At 41.1% G+C, this 22,616-nt stretch carries 18 protein-coding genes; 12 read left to right on the top strand and 6 right to left on the bottom strand.

The window, feature by feature from the left end; genetic code table 11:
* Nucleotides 1-147 precede the first annotated feature (147 nt).
* Nucleotides 148-1,338: a FecR family protein gene (locus B2400_RS15525; protein ID WP_286650189.1), complete on the bottom strand. Its 1,191-nt coding sequence runs from the start codon at nucleotides 1,336-1,338 to the stop codon at nucleotides 148-150.
* A 212-nt stretch (nucleotides 1,339-1,550) separates the two neighbouring features.
* On the opposite strand from B2400_RS15525, the gene B2400_RS15520 reads away from it, so the two are divergent.
* The 6 genes from B2400_RS15520 to pstB all read left to right on the top strand — a co-directional run bounded on the left by B2400_RS15520 (nucleotide 1,551) and on the right by pstB (nucleotide 6,899).
* Complete coding sequence (locus B2400_RS15520) at nucleotides 1,551-2,093, top strand: TlpA family protein disulfide reductase (RefSeq protein ID WP_286650188.1); 543 nt, start codon at nucleotides 1,551-1,553, stop codon at nucleotides 2,091-2,093.
* Between the two features lie 117 nt (nucleotides 2,094-2,210).
* Nucleotides 2,211-3,356, top strand: a complete 1,146-nt coding sequence (locus tag B2400_RS15515; protein WP_286650187.1) for an Sb-PDE family phosphodiesterase — start codon at nucleotides 2,211-2,213, stop codon at nucleotides 3,354-3,356.
* A gap of 204 nt (nucleotides 3,357-3,560) precedes the next feature.
* On the top strand, nucleotides 3,561-4,436 hold the full coding sequence (locus tag B2400_RS15510) for a PstS family phosphate ABC transporter substrate-binding protein (protein ID WP_414713002.1): 876 nt from the start codon (nucleotides 3,561-3,563) through the stop codon (nucleotides 4,434-4,436).
* Nucleotides 4,426-5,316: a phosphate ABC transporter permease subunit PstC gene (pstC, locus tag B2400_RS15505; RefSeq protein WP_260038225.1), complete on the top strand. Its 891-nt coding sequence runs from the start codon at nucleotides 4,426-4,428 to the stop codon at nucleotides 5,314-5,316. The genes B2400_RS15510 and pstC overlap by 11 nt, the downstream gene beginning before the upstream one ends.
* Entirely contained in the window at nucleotides 5,306-6,163 is an 858-nt protein-coding gene (gene pstA / locus B2400_RS15500) for a phosphate ABC transporter permease PstA (protein WP_260038237.1), read from the top strand. The genes pstC and pstA overlap by 11 nt, the downstream gene beginning before the upstream one ends.
* Nucleotides 6,153-6,899, top strand: a complete 747-nt coding sequence (gene pstB / locus B2400_RS15495) for a phosphate ABC transporter ATP-binding protein PstB (RefSeq protein WP_260038247.1) — start codon at nucleotides 6,153-6,155, stop codon at nucleotides 6,897-6,899. The genes pstA and pstB overlap by 11 nt, the downstream gene beginning before the upstream one ends.
* Nucleotides 6,900-6,965: 66 nt before the next feature.
* Here pstB and B2400_RS15490 read toward each other — a convergent pair whose 3' ends face one another.
* On the bottom strand, nucleotides 6,966-8,495 hold the full coding sequence (locus B2400_RS15490; RefSeq protein WP_293934725.1) for a SulP family inorganic anion transporter: 1,530 nt from the start codon (nucleotides 8,493-8,495) through the stop codon (nucleotides 6,966-6,968).
* Between the two features lie 204 nt (nucleotides 8,496-8,699).
* Here B2400_RS15490 and B2400_RS15485 point away from each other — a divergent pair, with 204 nt between their 5' ends.
* Complete coding sequence (locus tag B2400_RS15485) at nucleotides 8,700-9,146, top strand: hypothetical protein (RefSeq protein WP_286650185.1); 447 nt, start codon at nucleotides 8,700-8,702, stop codon at nucleotides 9,144-9,146.
* A gap of 159 nt (nucleotides 9,147-9,305) precedes the next feature.
* Here B2400_RS15485 and B2400_RS15480 read toward each other — a convergent pair whose 3' ends face one another.
* The gene (locus B2400_RS15480; protein WP_286650184.1) at nucleotides 9,306-9,992 is read right to left on the bottom strand and encodes an arylesterase; all 687 of its coding nucleotides are present in this window, start codon (nucleotides 9,990-9,992) and stop codon (nucleotides 9,306-9,308) included.
* Nucleotides 9,993-10,033: 41 nt separating this feature from the next.
* Between B2400_RS15480 and B2400_RS15475 the strand changes: the two genes are divergently transcribed.
* From B2400_RS15475 to B2400_RS15460, 4 genes are all read left to right on the top strand, one after another.
* Nucleotides 10,034-10,702 carry an ABC transporter ATP-binding protein gene (locus B2400_RS15475; protein WP_286650183.1) on the top strand — a complete coding sequence of 223 codons (669 nt, stop codon included), beginning with the start codon at nucleotides 10,034-10,036 and terminating at the stop codon, nucleotides 10,700-10,702.
* A complete protein-coding gene (locus B2400_RS15470; protein ID WP_286650182.1) occupies nucleotides 10,699-13,230 on the top strand; it encodes an ABC transporter permease in 2,532 nt (843 codons plus the stop codon). The genes B2400_RS15475 and B2400_RS15470 overlap by 4 nt, the downstream gene beginning before the upstream one ends.
* A gap of 148 nt (nucleotides 13,231-13,378) precedes the next feature.
* Entirely contained in the window at nucleotides 13,379-15,508 is a 2,130-nt protein-coding gene (locus tag B2400_RS15465) for a catalase (RefSeq protein ID WP_286650181.1), read from the top strand.
* A gap of 77 nt (nucleotides 15,509-15,585) precedes the next feature.
* Nucleotides 15,586-15,771, top strand: coding sequence for a CsbD family protein (locus B2400_RS15460; RefSeq protein ID WP_286650180.1), 186 nt, complete (start codon nucleotides 15,586-15,588; stop codon nucleotides 15,769-15,771).
* Nucleotides 15,772-15,882: 111 nt separating this feature from the next.
* Here B2400_RS15460 and B2400_RS15455 read toward each other — a convergent pair whose 3' ends face one another.
* From B2400_RS15455 to B2400_RS15445, 3 genes are read right to left on the bottom strand one after another with little or no spacing between them, the layout of a single operon-like run.
* Complete coding sequence (locus tag B2400_RS15455; protein ID WP_286650179.1) at nucleotides 15,883-16,521, bottom strand: response regulator transcription factor; 639 nt, start codon at nucleotides 16,519-16,521, stop codon at nucleotides 15,883-15,885.
* A complete protein-coding gene (locus B2400_RS15450; protein WP_293934719.1) occupies nucleotides 16,518-18,779 on the bottom strand; it encodes an ATP-binding protein in 2,262 nt (753 codons plus the stop codon). The genes B2400_RS15455 and B2400_RS15450 overlap by 4 nt, the downstream gene beginning before the upstream one ends.
* Nucleotides 18,780-18,831: 52 nt before the next feature.
* Nucleotides 18,832-20,217 (bottom strand): WG repeat-containing protein, encoded by a 1,386-nt coding sequence (locus B2400_RS15445; RefSeq protein WP_286650177.1) that lies wholly within the window; start codon nucleotides 20,215-20,217, stop codon nucleotides 18,832-18,834.
* A gap of 105 nt (nucleotides 20,218-20,322) precedes the next feature.
* Here B2400_RS15445 and B2400_RS15440 point away from each other — a divergent pair, with 105 nt between their 5' ends.
* On the top strand, nucleotides 20,323-21,969 hold the full coding sequence (locus B2400_RS15440; RefSeq protein WP_286650176.1) for a sulfatase family protein: 1,647 nt from the start codon (nucleotides 20,323-20,325) through the stop codon (nucleotides 21,967-21,969).
* Nucleotides 21,970-22,616 lie beyond the last annotated feature (647 nt).

The following is a 22,616-nucleotide window of genomic DNA, read 5'->3' as shown; positions in this document are numbered from 1 at the left end:
TAAATTCAGCATTTCGTTCTTGGCTCAAGATTATCTTAATATCTGCCGAGCAATGTTGCAACCATTGTTCGGTATTTTTTTGATAATCTGATGCCTGTTCAGGGTGGTATCGATTTATTCATGGTTTTGTCGTTAATAGGTATGATTTTAAGGGAGTACAATTAGTTTAGGTTCTTTACCTTGATGATTTAGCTTGAATTTGAGGCCGCTTTTTTCCAATAATGTCAGCACCTCTGCAAGGTTTTTATTACGTTCGATCTCTCCGTAGAAGTAGGTTGCCGGAATGGTGCCACTATATCCCACTTCGATGTCGTACCATCTAGAGATATCCTTCATTACTTGGCGTAATTCCGTTTCGTTGAACAGGAACTTGTTGTTTTTCCAGGCGATGAAGCTCGTGACATCCACCGTTTGAACCCTCGCCTTTTTATTTTTCCAGGTTAACTGCTGATTAGGCTTTAGGCTAGACAGCTTCTGCCCATGTAATACATTGACGCTTCCTTCCACTAATGTCGTTGTGATGTCTGATTCGTCGGGGTAAGCAGAGATATTAAACTCTGTTCCCGTCACGTGGACTTCCTGATCTCGCGATGTCACAATAAATGCCTTTTTCATCCCTTGATGGTAAGATTCGTTTACCGAAAAGTAAGCTTCACCCTCTAACTTCACTACTCTACGCTCTTGAGGGAATCTTAAAGGATAACTAAGTTGACTTGAAGCATTCAAAAAAACCGTTGAACCGTCGGGCAAGGTGACTTGATATTTCCCGCCTTTTGGAACTTGTACGGTCGCAGTCAACTTTGAAAGTTCTTGATCATCGAGCTTGATTAAGTCTGTTCCGTCTTGATAGGTTAATTGCTCGTTGACCTTTATTCCGTCTTTATCAGCTCTTAATTGGATGGTCTGGCCGTTGGAGAGCCTTAATTCGGCTTTGTTTTCGGCTGGCTGTATGTCGCTAAAGGAAGTTGGATTTTGACTTGCTTGTTTCTCCCAGTTTGGGATCAGGAAAATATAAGAAATAGCGGCTAGAAGTATGATTGCTGCGGCATATCCCAACCAATTATTTCTGCGTTTTAGTGGTCTTTCCTTCTGGCTGTCTATTTTCTGAATAGTTTTTGCTTTTAAGCTTTTCAACCAATCTTCGCTATCGTCGGATTTTAGTTGTAAATAGTAAAGTGCATCTTCATATAATTCGTCACTGTGAGTGAGTTTATCGAAAAACTGTTGATGACTTATATCTTCCGCAAGCCATTGGTTCAATTCAATGGCGTCTGTTGATGATAAATTTCCCTCTAAATGCTTCTTGATGAGAGCAGCAATTTCAGCACTTAATTTCATGTTGTTTATAATGGTTGTTACTTGTTCAAACGACAGGGGCGGATAAACCTTAGTAGAAAAGTGAATATTTTTTTGAAGGGTCTGTTTTCAAAGGTCATCAAGAACTTTCATCTCTGCTGCTATTTCTATGGAAGGATGAAAGTTTTTATAAAAGATAGTTTTTCCATATTTTAGAGACGTAGTAGTTTTTAAGTAATCTTAAAATGTGGTTCATGAAGTTGAAGTATCCTTTCGCCATTTGTTTCTTGATTTTTTTTCTTTTTACCTCTGTTGAGCTAATTGCACAGGAAGAAGTAACGGTGACTTCGCACAGCGATGTTGATTCCTCTGACTTGGCTTTGATTGATAACGATGGAAAGCTGATCAAGTTATCGGAAATGAAAGGGAAAGTGATTGTTTTGAATTTTTGGGCTACCTGGTGCCAGCCTTGTATAGCAGAGTTACCTTCCTTACAAAAACTTTATTCGTCTTTAGCGTCTGAAGAGGATATTTTATTTGCGGCTGTTGAGATGGATCAGGATCCGGAGAAAGCGGCGAAATTCTTTAAAAAGAGAAAATATAGTATTCCTTTATACTCCTTAGGCTCAGCATTGCCCTCACAAATGCAGACGAACTCCATCCCGATGACCGTCATCATCGCAAAAAACGGAGAAATCGTAGTGAAAAAGATTGGAATGATTGATTTTGAATCAGCGAAACTTCGCAACAATTTGCTCCAATTAACGAAAGAGCGAGCGGATATTTCTTATCTTTAGTTGAAATCTCTTTCGAAATAGCCTTAGAGGAAGGGGTTTTAAATAAAATTAAACATAGATTTAATATTCTATTAATAACCTGCTTTTATTTTTGGATAAAATAAAATAACCTCTATCATGAAATTCACTTCAGCCCTAGCAAGCGCTTTGCTATTAAGCGTTTCGTTCCTCCAGGCACAGACTGACCCTGGAATTATGCGCCTTCAAGAATTCGCATATCCTGCGAAGCGTAAGATTTTAAATATTCCGAATGTTAATGGTCTGCAAGTATTGAAATGTGATTTCCATATGCATACCGTATTTACGGATGGACATGTATGGCCTAATGTCCGCGTACAGGAAGCATGGCGCGAAGGGTTAGATGCAATCTCCTATACCGAGCATATGGAGTACAATCCGCATTCAAAAGATGTTAAAGTAGATCATAATCGCTCCCACGATTTGGCGGTAGAACTAGCAAAAGAAAATAATATTGTTTTGGTGAAAGGGACAGAGGTTACTCGTAAAACTCCTCCAGGGCATTTCAATGCGCTGTTTATCCAAGACGCTTCTACTTTGGTTGAGAATAATGATTCTGCTTTAGATCAGGAAGCAATCGACAAGGTTGCTGCGCAAAAGGCGTTTATTTTTTGGAATCACCCGGGATGGAAGGCAGCGACGATAGAAGGCTCTTATGAATGGATTGATTTCGTTGAAAAGATGTACCAGGAGAAGAAACTTCACGGCATTGAAGTGGTGAATGGTTTGGGATTTCATAAAAAAGCATTGGATTGGGCATTAGACCGTAATTTAACCGTTATCGGAAATACGGATATTCATAACCTAATTGCACATGATTATAATATTGGGCAGGAGGGTGTACACCGTACCATGACGCTGATTATGTCAAAAGATCGTTCCGCAGCTGGTATCCGTGACGCTTTGGAAGCAGGACGTACCGTAGCATGGTCTAGCAAATATCTTTTCGGCAAAGAAGAAAATGTTAGAAATTTGATGAATGCTTGCGTTTCGATCAGTGCTCCGTATCATGAGAAAACAAATAAAAAGGCTGGATCAACAACAAAGTACTATGAGATATCGAACAACTCTGATCTTTATTTTGAGTTGGAGTTGAAATCCGGAAATGGAACAAAACGGATTGTGCTATATCCAGAATCCAAACAAATCCTAACTGCGGAAGCCGGACAGTCTAAATTAACGTATGAAGTAGTGTCTACATTTATCCGTAGCGACAAGCACTTAATGTTTGATGTTAAGTTATAATATTCGACTAACCTTTTACAATTCATAATCGAAGTCGTCCAGCTCTGCTGGGCGGCTTTTTTTATGCACTATGCTGTACTTTTGCCGCTAATTAATATTCAGTTCTCATCAACTTTACAATTCTCTTACATTAATCTGATAATCTACCATTACGATAATATTAGCTTAACATTGAGGTAATATTGAAACCTCAATTTTGTAGGGATGAAACAAAAGATTATTAACTATTTCCCGAGTTTTTGTGTCATTTCTCTATTTTTTTTCAATTCGTGTAGTACCAATACGAATTCGATTAAGATGAAAGGCTCTGATACAGAGGTGAATTTGGCAGTCAACCTTGCTGAGGAATTCACAGAGCTCGACCCGACTTTCAGTATTGCGATTTCTGGCGGTGGTTCCGGTTTAGGGATAACCTCGCTCATGAATGGTCAAGCCGATATTGCGAACTCATCGCGCCCCTTATCGGATGAAGAGATTCAACAATTCAAGGAGAAAGATATTGAGATAAAGACGATTGTCTTCGCAGAAGATGCAACGGCATTTGTGGTGCATAAGGATCTGCCTTTAGAGGAACTTTCTGTGGATACACTAGGTCAGATTTTAAGTGGGAAGATCAAGAACTGGAATGAGATCATTGATGTTGATCAGCCTATTAATATCTACGGTAGACAGAGCAGTTCAGGAACGCATTCTTTTATCAAGAAGAAGCTTAAGATTGAGTTCTCCAACACAGCAAAGGAAATGACTGGTAATGCACAGATTATTGAAGGGGTGAAGGCCGATAAAACAGGTATTGGTTATGTGGGAGCTGGCTATGTCGCTCATGATCCGAATAGTGGTCAGAAGGTAAAGATTTTGAAGATTCGCGAAAATGCTACTGCTGTAGCTTACTCTCCATTAGATCCAGACGCTATTAACAATAGCTTGTACTATTTCCAACGGCCCTTATACCAATTTGTATTGGCTAAATCCTGGGATAAAGTAAGACCTTTTATCAACTTTGAGCGTGGTGGCATCGGTAGAAAATTGATCGAAGATCACGGTTATTATACGCTAGAAAATCAACAACATGAAATATAAAACACGATTGTCTTTAGACCTTTGTTTTAAATATATTTTTAAAGCAACAGGTTTACTGGTTCTAGCATTATTAGGCGGTATTCTTGCCATGCTAGTTTATAATTCTTTTTCTTTTTTCCTGGATGTAAAGCCTTTGGACTTTATCACAGGGATGGAGTGGAATCCGACGGCTAATGATCCCAAGTATGGCATGCTTCCGTTGATTCTAAGTACAACTTTGGTGACTTTCGGTGCCATGCTAATTGCTATTCCATTGGGAATTGGTACAGCCGCTTTTATCGCAGAATATGCGAGTCCGAGAGTTAAGAATATCTTGAAACCTACTGTAGAGATGTTGGCTGCAATTCCATCGGTTGTAATTGGCTTTTTAGGTATTGTAGTAGTGAGTCCGGGTATCGCTAGTTTAGCGGATCTATCGAATGGCTTAAACGCCTTAAATGGTGCTATCCTCTTAGCCGTTATGGCTTTGCCTACAATTATTACTGTTGCGGAGGATGCGATTCACGCTGTTCCGAAGACTTATAAGGAAGCAAGTTATGGTGTCGGAGCGACAAAATGGGAAACTTTGATTAAAGTTGTAATTCCTGCTGCTGCACCGGGTATTATCGCTGCGGTGATGTTAGGTGTTGGACGTGCCATCGGAGAGACGATGACCGTATTGATGGCAACGGGTAATGCCGCATTGATGCCTACGGGTTTCTTCGACTCTGTAAAAACAATGACAGCGACAATTGCAATCGAAATGGGCGAAGTACCTTATCAGACAACCCACTATTTTGCACTTTATGCCATAGCAACTGTTCTATTTATGATGACCCTTGCAGCGAATATGCTAGGTGAGTATTTCATTAACCGTTTTAGAAAATTCCATGCAGTATAGATCATCGAAATTATCTAAAGTTGTAGAGTGGGGTACTCTATTGACTAGTACTATTCTGGTTTGTTTCTTTTTAGTTGTTGTTATTTGGGAAATTGTTTCCAAAGGTGCTGGACAGCTTTCCTGGGAATTTGTCTCGACTGTTCCAACAGACGGAATGACCAAGGGAGGAATTCTAACTCCAATTATAGGAACCGTATTATTGACTTTGATTACCGCCATATTCTCGATACCATTTGGTGTTTGTTGTGCGATTTACTTGCACGAATATGCGGAAGACAATTGGTTGACCCGAACAATCAGAGCTTCAATTCGTAATCTCTCAGGTGTTCCGAGTATCATCTACGGTTTATTTGGTCTGGCACTGTTTGTACAATCTATGGAACTCGGAACATCCTTGTTGGCTGCCGGATTAACATTGGGCTTGCTTTCCTTGCCTTATATCATCACAACGACCGAAGAAGCATTAATGCGTATTCCAAACAGCACGCGAGAAGCTGCCCTTGCGGTGGGAGCGACGAAGTTTGAGACCATCAAAGATGTGGTTATTCCCTCTGCGATGTCAGGTATTTTGACGGGAGTCGTATTGACTTTAAGTCGCGCAGCTGGTGAAACCGCACCGATTTTATTCACGGGTGCTGCATTCTATATCAATGGCACCACCGGATTTATTAACCAAGAATTTATGGCATTGCCATACCATTTATATATGTTATCGACACAGCATCAGTCCATCGATGAGGTTCGTCCTATCGCCTATGGAACGGCTTTAGTGCTTGTTGTTGTTGTCTTTTTATTGAACCTTACTGCGTTCTACATTCGTTATAAGTATAGAAAAAATGAAGTCTAAATTATCAGCTGAAAATTTGAATATCAGCTTTGGAGCAAAGCATGTATTAAAGAATGTTAACATTTCTTTTGCAGAGAATGAGATTACGGCATTGATTGGTCCTTCGGGATGTGGGAAGAGTACTCTGTTGAGAAGTTTTAACCGTATGCACGACCTATCTCCGGATGCGAAGATTGACGGTAGTTTGAAACTGGAGGAACTTAATCTTTATTCCAAAGGTGTTCCTGTAACGGAAATTAGAAAACGTATTGGGATGGTGTTTCAGAAGGCAAATCCATTTCCGAAGAGTATCTATGATAACATCGCTTACGGTTTGAAAATCAATAACCTCCCACATGATAAGGGCGTGATCGAGAAAGCATTGCGTGAGGCGTTTCTGTGGGAAGAAGTGAAGAATGACCTGAAGATGCCGGCAACCCGCTTATCTGGTGGTCAGCAACAACGTTTATGTATTGCTAGAGCGGTGGCATTGCGTCCTGAAGTAATTCTCATGGATGAGCCATGTTCCGCTTTGGACCCCGTAAGTACGTTGAAGATTGAAGAACTAATCACTCATCTGAAGAAAAATTATACCATTGTTATTGTGACACACAATATGCAACAGGCACAACGTATTGCTGATAAAACGGTATTTATGTATTTAGGTGAAGTAAAAGAAGAGGGCCCGACGAAGCAGATTTTCGGAAACCCTTTAAATGAAGTGACCGCGAATTATATTAACGGGCAATTCGGATAGAAGATAAAACTTGATAATGCACATCTGATATTGATGCAGGAAAACCGACTTGAAAGAGTCGGTTTTTTATTTTTCGGGCATCACTTTGTAAGTCGGATCTTCCTGAATATTAACCTCGATAACTCCTTTGGCATTGTCTAATAGCTTGATTGAATCTTCACTCAAATGACGAAGTACAACGGTTTTCTGTTGGCTAGCATAGCGAGAGGTCAGTTTATTGACTGCATCTATGGCTGACATGTCGACAATTCTTGATTCTCGGAAGTCTATTATAATGCGTTCTGGATCTTGGTCAACTTCAAATTTGTCCATGAAGTGAGTCACTGAACCAAAAAACAGCGGCCCATAAATTTCATACACTTTGTTGCCATACTCATCGTTTGATTTTCTTGCGCGTATCCGTACAGCACTATCCCAAGCAAAGACGAGCGCAGAGATAATTACACCTACGAGTACAGCTAATGCTAGGTTGTGGAGCACGACGGTGATCGCTGCAACCAAAATGCCAACGAAGATATCGGACTTCGGCATCTTGCTCAGCATCTTAAAGAATCCCCATTTGAAGGTGGTAATGGCTACAATCATCATCACACCAACCAAAGCTGCAAGTGGGATCAGTTCGATAAACGGAGCGCCTACCAGGATGATAATTAGAATAGTTATTGCTCCAATAAATGCGGATAGTTTTGTTCTCGCACCTGCATTGATATTCACTAGGGTCTGCGCGACCATCGCACATCCTCCCATACCGGTGAAAAATCCATTGACAATATTGGCCGTTCCTTGTGCAACGGCTTCCTTGTTCGAGGACCCTTTCGAGTTGGTCAACTCATCCACCATACTAAGCGTTAATAAGGATTCGATTAAACCTACTGAAGCCATAATCAACGCATATGGGAAAATGATTTGCAGTGTCTCTAAATTGAATGGAACTGCCGGGATATGAAAGGGAGGGAAGTCGCCGGCAATACTTGCAATATCTACAACCTTCTTCGTGTCGATACCAATAAACTGGACTACGGCAAATACGATTAAGATTGCTATTAAAGAAGATGGCACCGCTTTAGTAATTTTAGGGACGATTAAAACGATTGCAACGGTCAAGGCTGTTAATCCTAACATGGTATAAAGCATGGAGCCTGTCATCCAATGTGCTACACCGTTTTCGACGACTTTAAACTGTTCAAGTTGTGCCATAAAGATAATGATGGCGAGACCATTTAAGAAACCGAACATAACCGGTTGAGGAATCAATCGCACAAACTTGCCCAGTTTGAATGCACCTACTGTTATCTGTAATATTCCGGCGAGTGCGACCGTTGCGAATAGATATTCCACCCCATGCGAACTAATTAAAGCGATCAAGACGACGATGGTAGCTCCAGCACCGCCGGATACCATGCCTGGTCTACCTCCTAAGATCGACGTCACTAAACCCATTAAAAATGCTCCATATAATCCCGTCAGCGGACTTAGACCTGCCAAGATCGCAAAGGATAAGGATTCCGGAATCATCGTCATCGCGACGGTTAAGCCGGCGAGAATTTCCGTCTTCCAATTGATTTGTCTTACGTCTTGAATCGAGAATTTGAACATGAATGTGTTTAGTTGGGCAATTAAAAACAGACAAAGATAGGTTTTCGAAATCTAAGAGATTTCAATTTCTGATAATTTTTAATGTTTTATAGGTCTAGTTAATGGTTAATTTTCTAAGTGAAAAGATTTTTGGCACGGTTGTTTCCTTTTATGTAGCGTAATACGATTTTACACGTTTATCTAAATAAGAAAATTAAATTATTTATGGGTAAATTATTATTAATATTAGGTGTTTCGATGTTGATCTCAAGCTGCGGTTTGAAGAACTCATCGGAATCTTTCAAAGAAGAAAAGGCATTAAGGGTTGAGTTTATCGGAACAACGACGCCAACCATTTCAAATACAAAAGGAAAAGCAACCTTATTTGCAGTGGCAGCAAACCTAGCTGATGTTGCAGCAACGGAAATTGCTGTGGCAGATTTTGATGCAAAAGCCATCCCATTTAACGTGGATTTCGAATTGCCGAAAGATTACCTAAAGCTTATTAAACCTGAGCTGGGGAAAGGTGATTCGGTGAAATATTATGTAGCTATCGAATGGGATTCCAATGCGGATGGGAAGATTGAAGAAGGTGATGTCATGATCGACTTTGACAAGCAGTTTCCTCATGTGCAACTCGGAAAGCAAACTCAACAAGTCTTTGTGAAGTAGCCGAACGGTAATACGTTAAAATATAAAGGCCACCTGATGTAGGTGGCCTTTTTTATTAATAATATTTTCTGTAGCTGATGTGCTGCCAATCAAATATCGGGATACCTCGAACTAATAGCGATGATGAACCCTGCGCGCTCGTACTCGCTGCATTCAGCATTACAGAATGCCTTTTAAATGCTTCCAAACATTCTCAGCTAGGATAAGCTGTCCCTCTTTGGTCGGATGTACTGCGTCCTGTTGGTTGAGCTTGGTAATTCCAGCAACATTGTCTAGTAGAAAAGGGACCAAGGTCATGTTCTTTTCTTGAGCCAATGCTGGAAAGATTGCTTCGAACTCTTTAAAATATGCTTCGCCCATACTCGGCGGAACTTTCATCCCAGCCAATACCAATTTACAATTGGGATAAGCTTTGATAACCTTATCGACTATTTCCCCCAAATTCTTCTTCGTGGCCTCAGGTTTAATTCCTCTCAGCCCGTCATTTGCTCCTAATTCCAGCACAAAAACGTCGATAGGTTCTTTCAATAGCCAATCAATACGATCCTTTCCTCCTGCGCTTGTCTCACCGCTTAAACCAGCATTAATGCAAGTATAGTTCAATCCTAAGGAGTCTATTTTCTGTTGAATCAATGCAGGGAATGCTTCTGTTTGATTTTCTAAGCCTAAGCCCGCAGTTAAACTATTACCAAAGAAAACAATATTCTGCTTTTTCTCAGAGGGTGTCGCTTCTTGGACTACAGTATCCTGTTGTTGTTCAGTCGCTTGTTGCTTTTGGGGATTATTGCAAGCCGTAAGTAAAATTATGGCTGATAATGTCGAAAAAGTCGTTTTGATATAGTTCATGGAACTAAATTAACCAAAAAAAGATATACTTTTAGTGATATATGTCTACTATGATTTTAGAATTACAGCATGTTTTCAAAAACTACAGCTTAGAAGGAAAGGATATTCCAGTTTTAAAAGATATTAATATTCAAGTGGAAGAAGGGGCGACGGTAGCTATCGTAGGACCCTCGGGCAGTGGTAAATCGACATTGCTAGGCCTATGTGCCGGTCTTGACCAAGCCTCCGAAGGCTCAATTCGCTTGAATGGGATAGAATTAACTGGGTTAAGCGAGGATAAGCTGGCACAGATACGTAATGAACATGTGGGATTCGTGTTTCAAAACTTTCAACTATTGCCAACCTTGACAGCTTTGGAAAATGTTATGGTTCCGATGGAGCTGAAGGGGATTCGCAACAATCAAGCAGTTGCTATGGAGCTGCTGGAACGAGTTGGTCTTGATGCAAGAGCCAATCATTACCCCTCGCAACTTTCCGGCGGTGAACAGCAACGCGTATCGCTTGCTCGTGCTTTTGCAAACAAACCCAAGATTCTATTTGCCGACGAACCAACTGGAAATCTGGATGCAGAGACAAGCCAAATTATCGAAGAGATGCTTTTTGAACTCAACAGGGCTTCCGGTACGACGCTAATTATTGTGACCCACGACCTTGAATTAGCTGCAAAAACACAACAGGTTATTCCCATTAAAGGAGGGCAGATTCAATGAATTGGCGATGGATCTTTTTAATGGCATGGCGAGATAGTCGAAAGAACAGATCTCGGTTATTTCTATTTATATCTTCAATTATCCTAGGTATTGCTTCCTTGGTTTCCATGAATTCGTTCAATCGCAACCTGAAAGTTGATATTGACAATCAGGCGGCAGAGTTGATCGGTGCTGATTTAGCATTTGAGAGCAATCGCAAACCTACGGCGGAGACCTTAGCCTTTATTGATTCGCTTAAAGATCTCAGCTTAGGATTCGCGAAAGAGGAGCGCTTCATGTCGATGCTACGCATTCCAAAGGCAAATGCTTCCCGATTTGTTCAGGTCAGGGCGTTGGAAGGGCCATATCCATTTTACGGTGCGGTAGAAACACATCCGGATCACGTTTTTAAAGAATTTGGAAAGCATGAAGGGCTATACATCGACAACTCGCTGTTTTTGCAATATGAATCTTCCCTAGGCGATACAGTACAGTTAGGGACTAAAAGCTATCCTATTTTGGGCAGTATGACGTCGCAACCCGGTCAGAGTGCATTTTCGGGCGCAATGGCTCCGAGCCTATTTATCCCTTTGGAACAGTTGAAAGATGCGGGACTACAACAGCAAGGTAGCCGCATTGAATATCATTTCTATTTTAAGTTACCTAAGAATTTTGCTGTCGATAAGAAGATAGCGGATTGGAAAGATAAACTCAGCACGCTTCAGCTTCGGAGTTCGACCATTGCGACGACAAAAGAAAACACCGGACGGTCGTTTGCCGACATGGCCAGTTTTATGGAATTGGTAGGTTTTGTTGCACTGTTGTTGGGCTGCATTGGAGTTTCTTCTGCCGTGCAGATCTACGTTCGGGAAAAGTTGATGTCGGTTGCTATCCTCCGTTGCTTAGGAACGACGGCAAAACAAGCATTCTTTATCTTTCTGATTCAATTTGCTGCTATAGGATTGATCGGAGGAATTATCGGCGCTGTGCTCGGTACGGCGATTCAGTATGCCATCCCTTTTGTGATGCAGGATGTGCTTCCGGTTCAGTTGACTACACAGATCGTATGGCCTGCTATTTTTGAAGGAATTATCATCGGTTTAGTGATCGCGGTATTATTTGCGTTATTGCCATTACTTTCCGTCCGGCACATCTCTCCGCTAAATTCCTTGCGCGTCCAAGATGATGAAGAGGGGCTTTTTAAGGATCCGTTAAAGGGTTGGATCTATCTTTTGATTGCTGGCTTCATCGTTATGTTTGCCAGGATACAAATGGAGAATTGGACACAGACCCTATTATTTAGCCTCGGGATAGCCTTGACTTTCTTTTTACTCTATGGAGTAGCGAAAGGTTTTACCTGGCTTATACGTAAGTTCTTTCCATCTAAATGGCCATATCTTTGGCGTCAGGGACTTTCGAATCTCTGGCGACCGAACAACCAAACAGTTATTCTGATCGTCTCTATTGGCTTAGGAACCACGTTAATTTCAACCCTATATTTCGTTCAGGATATTCTACTGAAGCGCATTTCTGTTTCTGCGGAGCAGAATGAGGCTAACATGCTGATGTTTGATATTCAACCATCTCAACGGGACTCCCTTCAAAATATGGCGACGGCGGCAGGCTATCCAATTGTAGAAAGTGTGCCAATCGTAACAATGTTCATGGAAGAGGTTAATGGAACCTCTCTGAAAGATGTGTTGAAAGATACGACCATTGAGATTTCTAATCGTGCATTTCGCGGAGAGATACGGGCGACGTATCGAGATAGCCTCTCTGCATCTGAGAAAGTAACAGCCGGAAAGTGGGTAGGACAGGTGGCTGCCGGCGATACGGCTTCCGTATCTTTGGATGAACGCTACGCTGAAGGAATTGGTGTAAAAGTCGGAGACATCTTAACGATGAATGTCCAAGGAATGCGTCTGCCCGCTAAAGTGAGCAGCTTGCGGCAAGTAGATTGGAACCGCTTTCAGTCAAACTTTCGTATGGTCTTTGCGAAAGGGAGTATCGATGAAGCCCCTCAATTTTATCTTATGATGACCAAGGTGTCGGGAGAGCGGGAGGCCAGCCAGTTTCAACAAAGAGTAGTCAATCAGTTTCCAAATGTGTCGGTAATCGATATGAATGCGATCCTGGTCATTCTAAACAATATTCTAGAGAAAATCGGTTTCATTATTCAATTTATCGGTGGGTTCAGCATTCTTACAGGAATCGTCGTATTGATCTCTTCAGTGCGGATCAGTAAGTACCAGCGTATTCGTGAGAATGTGCTATTACGTACGATAGGAGCGAGCCGAAAACAAATATTCCTTATCACCATTAGCGAATACATGTTTCTCGGCCTTTTAGCGGCAATAACTGGACTGTTTATCTCGCTGATAGCAAGTAATATCCTCGCTATCTTTGTCTTCGAAAGCGCATTTGTTCCAAATATCGGCTTTGTATTGCTGCTCATCCTTTTGGTCAGTGCAATGACGGTCATAATCGGATTGTTGAACAGCCTTTCGGTGTTGCGCAGATCGCCACTGGAAGTATTGAGAACGTCGTAAAGCTAAGACGCGCAATTAAACCCTCAAATCTAGTCTGTATATACGTTGATAAACTTATATAGAGGCTAGATTTTTTTATTTCCCATGAACCTTTTTCATGATGGATTGTTGTTACAACGTATTAATTAAACACTCAATCCTCTTAACTATGAAAAAACAGAATAAGCCAAATCCTAAGACTGTTCAGATTGATGCTCATGTTGTTGATAATCAAAATCGGACCATGACAACCAATGATGGGGTTCCTATTCATGATAATAATAATACGTTAAAAGCTGGAGAACGCGGACCGTCTTTATTGGAAGACTTTATCTATCAGGATAAGCTAGCCCATTTTGATCGCGAGCGTATTCCCGAACGCGTGGTTCACGCGCGTGGATCGGGTGCCCATGGTGTTTTCGAAGCTACGGCGGATATGAGCAAATACACAAGAGCCAAGTTCTTACAAAAAGGAACAGTAACTCCCTTGTTCACTCGATTTTCTACGGTAGCGGGCTTTAAAGGATCTACCGATCTAGCACGCGATGTACGTGGCTTCTCTGTAAAATTCTATACCGAAGAGGGGAATTACGATCTTGTCGGAAACAATATCCCGGTCTTCTTTATTCAGGATGCTATGCAGTTTCCCGACGTCGTACATGCGGTGAAACCAGAACCGGACAAAGAGATTCCGCAAGCCGCTTCAGCACACGATACCTTTTGGGACTTCATCTCTTTGATGCCCGAATCAGCGCATATGTCGTTGTGGGTTATGTCCGACCGTGCTATCCCTCGTTCCCTAAGAATGATGGAGGGTTTTGGTGTCCATACGTTCAAATTCATCAACGACCAAGGTAAGGCGACTTTCGTTAAGTTCCATTGGAAACCTAAATTGGGCGTTCATCAGGTAGCTTGGCAAGAAGCGCAAAAGATATCTGGATACGATGCTGATTTTCACCGTCGTGATCTATGGGAAGCCATCGATAATGGAGACTTTCCGCAATGGGATTTAGGTGTGCAGTTGATTCCTGAAGAAGATGAGATGAAATACTCTTTTGATATTCTTGACCCTACTAAAATAATCCCGGAAGAGCTTGTACCCGTTCAAATTATAGGGACAATGACCCTGAACAGAAACCCGGAGAACTTCTTTGCGGAAACCGAGCAGATCGCATTCGACCCAGGCCGTTTAGTACCCGGTATAGACTTCAGTAACGACCCGCTATTGCAGGGTAGAGTGTTCTCTTATGCCGATACACAGAACTATCGCCTTGGAGGACCGAATTTCCATGAACTTCCGATCAATAGACCCGTTAATGGGAAATATAACAATCAAAAAGATGGCTTCCATAGAACGGATGTTCTGAAAGGCAATGTCAGCTATTTTCCAAATAGTTTAGGTGGGGGATGTCCATATCATGCGATGCTGAAAGGTGAAAAAGGGTTTGAGTCGCATGCTGAAAAAATAGATGCGAAGAAGATCCGCGAACGTTCTACCTCATTTGCTGATCATTTTACGCAAGCTCGCTTATTCTTCAATTCACAGTCTGAAGCCGAGCAACAACATATTATCAGCGCCTTTAGCTTTGAATTGTCCAAGGTCAATTCGGTTGCCGTGCGTAGGCGAGAATTGGCAATCTTAAATCAGATCGATAAGAAATTAGCAAATGGCGTTGGTAAAAACCTAGGGATTGATCCCCCTCAGCAATTGGATGAATTGACCTTGCAGTTTGCCCGTCAAAATCATCCAAACTACCCAATTAAACCGAATAAACCCGAAATCGAAAAATCGCCAGCGTTGAGCATGGAGACGAAAGCAGGAGAGGGCAGTATTGAAACACGAAAAGTCGCGTTCCTCGTCGCTGACGGCGTGAGCAAGAAATCAGTTGACAAAATGAGAAAAGCACTGAAAGCTGAGAAAGCGCAAGCAGTTTTGATATCGACAAAAGTAGGCGCGCTGAAGTATAAAGAAGGAGATACGGAAGAAGTTCAGCATTCTTACTTAACCGACGCTTCCGTATGCTTTGATGCCTTCTATACGCCAGAGGGAGACTCGATAGAAGTGTTAAAATCGGAACCCGACTATATTCAATTTATTAACGAGGGATACAGACATTGCAAAGCCTTGGCATTTGCGAAAGGTGCGGAGTCTTTGATTGATCTCAGTTATATTAAAATGAAGGGCATGGACAAAGGTGTCGTGCTGGAATCGGCTAACGATTTAACAGGTGATTTCATCAAAGTCATGAAGGGTCATCGTATTTGGGAAAGAGAAGCCGATAGAAAAATACCAGTTTAAAAAAAAGGCAAACTATTTTGTTTTTGAGTTGTTCTCTATATAAATCACATGAATAAACATTAAAAAGGAGAAAAAGTATGAACAAGTTAACATGGAAAGGCCGTTGGAACGAAATCAAAGGAAAAGTAAAGCAACAATATGCAGATCTTACTGATGATGATCTACTTTATGCAGAAGGAAAAGAAGATGAGTTATTAGGAAGACTTCAAAAGAAAACAGGGAAGACTAAAGAAGAAGTTGAATCTTGGTTAGATGAAATGTAATCAGTTTGACTTCTGAGTAGTCAGATATTGAAAAGCGGAAATTCGGATGAAAACGAATAGAAGTTTTTTTTAAAAGAGAAGGGTTGTTCAATTTGGACAACCCTTCTTGATTTATGACTTGACCTCCAAAATAAGCCCATATTCATAAGCCATTTTAATGGCCGAACTCAAATTTGAGGCTTTGAATTTCTCAATTAAATTCTTTCGATGGCTTTCAACCGTATGGTGGCTGATGAATAGTTTTTCGGCAATCTGAATAGTTGTTAATCCCATTGCCGCTTCTATTAATATCTCCTTCTCGCGGCGTGTCAATTTCGGGACGCTCTTCAGTTCGCTCTGATTTTTTTTATCAACGATGCTCTTCGTTTGAGAACACATGAAGCGCTTACCATGCAAGATATACTGAATTCCTGTGAGAATCTCATCAATAGAGGAGTTCTTTTGAATATACCCTTCCGCGCCCTCCTCAAAGGCAGAATTGATAACTGCATATTCATTATGCACACTAATAATGATGATGTGCATGCTAGGATAACTCGCACGCAGTGGACGAATAAGTTCTAAGCTATTGGTGTCAGAAAGGTTGATGTCCAATAAGAGAATATCAATCTTTTCATACTTTAGTGCCGCTTGTAGCGCCTCAGCACTAGGGTAGCATCCGACAACCGTTAGATCCTCTTCCTTGGATAGTATATTTCGTAGACCCTCTAATAATAAAGGGTGGTCATCCGCGATCGCAATGTTTATCATACGTTTTGAGATTTGGGAAACTGAAACTCTATGCTCGTTCCTTGATTAATTTCCGAGTTAATTTGGACTGATCCTTTTAAGAATTCTACTCTCGATTGGATATTATGCAGTCCGGCAGACTGATTATTTTTTAATGCTTTAGGGTCGAATCCTGCGCCATCATCCTCCACCGTAATCTGATAGCTGTTCTCTTCTTCCACTACCTGGATCAAGATTTGTGCTGGCTTGGCATGCTTAATCGCATTATTTACCAGTTCCTGGATAATTCGATAGACGATAAGTTGTTTATCGATCGGAAGCTGCTTATCGTAATGTAGAAACTGCACATCCACATCCAATGTATCGGTTGACATGCGGGTCGCATAGTCTGATAAAGCTTCCCCCAATCCATACTTTTGCAACAGATCTGGCATCAAATTATGGGCGACACGCCGCAACTCATCCACCGCTAAATCCAAATGCCCCATGGTCTTGTCCATAGTTTCCTTGTTGTTATCTGTAATGCGATCATTTAATTGTGATAAATGAAGCTTCGTACCTGAAAGTAACCCACCTAAACCATCGTGCAGGTCGCGAGCTAATCTGCCTCTTTCCAATTCTTGCCCATGCAGCATGGCGGTCAGTGTTGATATTTTTGAATGCTGACGCTCCTGTTCGAGCGCTAATTGATGCAGCGCATCATTCTGTTTCATATGTTTGGAACGTTGCTGATAAGCATATAACAACACCAAGAACAATAGAAATATGGTGGCAAACGATAGAATGAAATAAGTGTTTACTTTTTCCCTGAAATTGATTTCCTGCTGATAATTGCTAATCTCCGCGGCTCTGTTTTGTGCCTCGAGTTTAGACATCCGCAGTTCCTGATTCTGTTTCTCGGTTTCTAGTTTCGCTAATTCCAATTCCTTTGATTGGTTATCTTGAATAAGCTTCATGTTTTCCAGATCTTGCTTCTGTTGAATACCAAGAGCTGCCATTAAACTCAATTGCTGTTCTTTCTTTTCTGATTCTAACTGTAAATTCTGCACTTGTTGCTCTTGCCGACCCTTCTCAAACTGCGCTTCCAGTCGCTTCCCTAAATTTAATTGTTCCTGATCGTAAACACGCTTGAAAATCTCGATATACCGCTTATAATAATTTACCGCCTCATCAAATTTCTTTTCCTTCTCGCTAATATTCGAAAGACTTTCATAGATGCTCATCAAAACATTCTGATCCTGATTGCTTGAGTTGTTGATCTCGGAAAGCGATGCCAACAGATATTCCTTAGCTAGGGTAGGGTTGTTCTCTTGCATCGCCATTTCCGCCATGATACCATATGCCGATGATACATGATTATGTTCATTGCTTTCTTGCCCATGCTGCTTCGCTAATTCAGCATATTTCTTTGCTTTCGCGCGATAGGAGGCTGGATATGACCGCAAATAAAGATGTGCTAAGTTGCTGGAAACAAAGGATAAATTAGAGGAAAAAGGAATCTCAGCTTTATTATTCTGATAGGTTTCTAGTGCCTGTAGATAGTATTTTTCTGCTAGATCCCGATGCTTCAAATCTGCTTCATCTCTTAAAAACTGCTGCTCATGTAAGTATCCTAAAGACATGTACCCATCAAATATGGAAGACGGATCTTTTTGCTTTATCGCCAAGTCCAAGGATAACTTAGAGTATTTATCCTGCAATTCAGTTTCATTCCAGTTGGAATATATTGCCGTTAATTCCTTATAGATGGACGATTTCCGGCCTAACAAAGTATTCGAATGCGGCGCTCTATCTAAATATTCTAGCGCTGTGACAAAACTACGCACAGCTTCAGCTTCCTTCAACTGTCGCGATTGAATCCAACCTTGCCCATACATCACGTAGCCTTTGGTCTCGTTGTCCAGCGTTCGAGCCATATTGCTTCTAGCTTTGGAGATTTGGATATTCGCCTGCGCCGGGTTCTCTGCAATCTGAAAATTAATAGCCAATACGGTCTGCAGATAGGCAACATATTTAGCCTCTTTAAGTTTCGATGCCGAGGCAATATTATCATGCAAAAGTTTAAATGCTTCGTCGACCTGATCATTAAAAAACATTGCCTGCGCATATTTGCCGGTCAATAAATATCGTTCGGCGCTATTCTCTGCACTTTTATGATACTGCGATGCTAAACTGTTAAGCAGATCTTGAGCCATCACAGACTTCCCCAAGGAAAGCATTACAGATAAAATGATTATCCGAGGAACGTATTTAATAAATATGGCGTAATATCTCAACATGAACGGTTAACTGCATTTATTCTTGGGCGAAGATAAGTCTTTCTTTTTTGAGTTAGTTTTCCTCCACGCGCTCGCCTCTCATATTAATGATATATTGGTCTTCACCATCGGGATCCTCTGCAACAATAGCTTCGCCGCTAGCGAAGGTACCGGCCGCCGTATATTTGATCGGGATCACAACTTCTCCCAATGGATTGATGAAACCAAACTTTGCACCTTGCTGCACGGTAATCAATGGCGAATCTTGCGATAGCGAGATATAGTCGTAACCCTCTTTCACCAATTTATTCGTTTTTAAATTGTATAGCGCCATTATTCCCTCGTGGTAAACAACGAAATTCGTCTTATTTAGTTCGGTAATCATTTCGTATTCAAAAGGAATAACGATTTTACCATTTACATCGATGATTCCCCAAAGATCGTCCTTCGAAACTGCGGCTTTTCCATCGATCATCGTTGCAATCTGATCATATTCTGGTTTCACTAATATTTTTCCCTCCTTATTCAATAAACCTACTTTTCCATCTTCACTAAAAAGATACGCTCCCGAATTATAATCCACCGCTACATATTCGTATTTCAATGGAACAACAGGCTTTCCGTTGATGTCAATTAAACCAAACTTGTTATTTGGATCGGATGCGATAGCAACGTCATCCCGATAGTAATCGATAAACGTGAATTCCAAACCAGTGATATGTTGGTCATCATGGTCTGCCAAACCATATAGCGTGCCCTCATCATTTGAATAGATAAAGCGGCTGTCCGCCACTTGCATGCCTGTCAAACTACCGATTGAATCTACTTCATTCGCTTCCTCTTCATCTAATTCTAATAGGGTATAGTCTTTCGGAACTTCAAATTCCGATTGCTTTACATCAACCTTCGAAACCTTCGTTACAACAAATCCATTTCCTGCACTCGTAAATTCCAATACCGCGCCCGGAATTAATGATAGCATTTCAAATTCGCCCCAATAGATTGATGGGATAGCTTCGGTATACCAAAAGTCAATAATACTTGCCTCAACACCTTCTGCGAAAGATTCAATACGCAGCTGAGCTAGTTTACAATCATAACCTGCAATTTTTTTGGTCTTCCCCTCCACAAAGTCAAAACTCATGCCTTCAACCGCTTCCATCGTTGTACCGCCCGTGCTTACCTCAACAAATTGTTTCTCTTCTGGGAATAGGATAGAACCCTTGTTCGACTCTTTGTTTATTAAATAAATTGGGCTTTCCAAAGTGCTTGGAGTTACTTTGATCAGTTTGTCATTAACATAGACTGTTTGGAAGGCTTCTATCTCGGCCATCTCGGCATCGCTCGGCATTTCAGAAGCAACAAATTGGTAGTCTAATTTGAAAAATTTGTGCATCTGAGCATAGGTAGACCCAAGCGAAAATACACTTAGGGATAGGGAAAGAAATAATGATTTCATAGTTCGCATTTATCTAAAACAAAGTTGCCAAATTCTTCTAGATTTCCATATCCCTGATTATGGCTAATTTGCTACCTTCGTATAAATAAACCCAATCCGCTAGCTATGAAAAGATACGTTTCCTTCCTATTTTCTGCTCTTAGTTTACTGTCTTTCGGCGTCATGCAGATCTATGCACAGGAGAAGAAACCTAATATCATCTTTATTTTCTCTGACGATCATGCCTATCAGGCAATCGGTGCTTATGGTAATAGACTCGTGAAAACGCCAAACATTGACCGGATAGCGAAAGAGGGTGGCTTATTTGAAAATTTTCTGGTCACCAATTCCATCTGCGGACCCTCGCGCGCAAATCTGCTTACCGGAAAGTACAGTCATAAAAATGGCTACTTAGCCAATGAAGGTAAGTTTGATATGGACCAAACGCTGTTCAGCCGATTGATGAAACAAGGAGATTATCAAACCGCTTGGATAGGGAAGTGGCATTTAGGTTCATTGCCTGGCGATGCATTCGATGATTGGAAAATTTTGCCCGGACAAGGATATTATTATAATCCCGATTTCATTGATGCGAAGAACGATACGGCGCGATATGAGGGTTATGTGACGGATCTCATAACCGAGTTTGCGACAGATTGGATGGATAAGCGAGATAAAGACAAGCCTTTCTTTTTGGTTGTGGGTGAGAAAGCTACCCATCGCGAATGGTTGCCTGCAATTGAAGATTTAGGCGTTTATGATGATGTCGAGTTCCCTTTGCCGGAAACATTTTATGATTCTTATGAAGGTAGAAAAGCGGCCGCCGATCAGGACATGACCATCGAAAAAAGCATGCGTATTTCAGACGATCTAAAAGTACATGCGAAGTTTGGACTGTCGGATGAACAGGCAGCGGCAAAGCGCAAAAGAATAACACAGCGGCGCTATGGCAATAAAGTATTGAACGATCGTGAGAAGCAGGTCGTCGAACGCTTGGTCTATCAGGGTATGTACGAACGCCTGAATAAAGAGCAAGCTGCCAAGGTGCAAGCATATTATGATGAAATTGCAAAAGATTTTGATGCAAAAAAACTAACGGGCAATGCATTGACCGAATGGAAATATCAACGTTATCTAAAAGATTATCTGGCAACTGCGCATTCGCTGGATCGCAATATCGGAAAGCTGCTGGCCTATTTGGATCAGCATGGGTTAGCAGAGAATACCATTGTAATTTATGGCTCCGATCAAGGATTCTACCTCGGTGAGCACGGCTGGTTCGACAAACGTTTCATTTATCAGGAATCCTTGAAGACACCTTTTGTCATACGCTATCCCAAGGTCATTAAGCCAGGCACAAAATTCAAACAGCATGTTTTAAATATAGATTGGGCACCGACCTTATTGGAAATTGCCGGAGTTTCCGTATCTTCGGATATACAAGGAACATCTTTCCTTGGTCTATTGAAAGCGAACGGAAAGAATGTAGTGACGCGTGAAGCTAGCTACTATCATTATTATGAATTTCCGCAACCGCACCATGTGTCTCCGCATTTTGGGATAACCACAGAACGCTATAAGCTGGTTCGTTTTTATAAAGGGCAAGAAGCTTGGGAGCTTTACGATCTGAAGAAGGATCCAAAAGAGCTGGATAATTTATACGGGCAGAAGAAATACGAAAAGACAATACAGGGCTTAAAAAACACATTAAAAGATTTAATAATACAATACGACGATCAAGATGCTGCAAAGATTTTAAATCAAGCAGATTAAAAATACTCACCAACCAAATCAATTAACCTCGAATCCACGAACTAGTGTCGTGGATTTCTTTTTGCCTCCAATTTTGCCCCGTCCGTGTCCTTCTGTTCTTCAGAAAGTATATTCTTTTAATGACGATTAAGATCTATTATCACTGTTCCTGTTACTATGGAGACAGGAAGGTTTTGTTGCAAAGATACCTTCGTCTATTCTCACTTTTTCCATAACCCTTGTTTACCCCAATTAAAGCCTTTTGAGAAGGGTTCTGATAGGGGTTTATAAGGGTTCTGAAAGGGCTTTGAAAGGGAACTAGACAAAAGGAGTTCTTTTCTAAACTCGACTGGTTCAGGACGAAATTTCCTCCTTAGGGGAACAAAAATTTGGCTATATTATCTCTTTTTTACAAAAAACTTGTATATTCGTTAACGTACCCAATTGACGATGAGTCATGTTGTGAGCGTTTAGGGGTTCCTAATCGTGCTGTACTAACTGAGAAAAACTTAAAGCCTATAACATTACATACTTAGCTGTCTTGATCTAGCCGATAGGATAGAGGATTTTATTGTTACTCAATAAATTCAGATCAAGCTCGCTAATTACCTGGTTTCGAACGAGTCCAGCATGGTATTGTTATTAAAAATACAATCAACATTATAAAT

It is taken from the genome of Sphingobacterium sp. UBA6645, from assembly GCF_002455685.1.
Taxonomy (GTDB): Bacteria; Bacteroidota; Bacteroidia; order Sphingobacteriales; family Sphingobacteriaceae; genus Sphingobacterium; species Sphingobacterium hotanense.
Note: the sequence above shows the minus strand (reverse complement) of the source record. Positions and strands in the feature narration are given on the sequence as shown.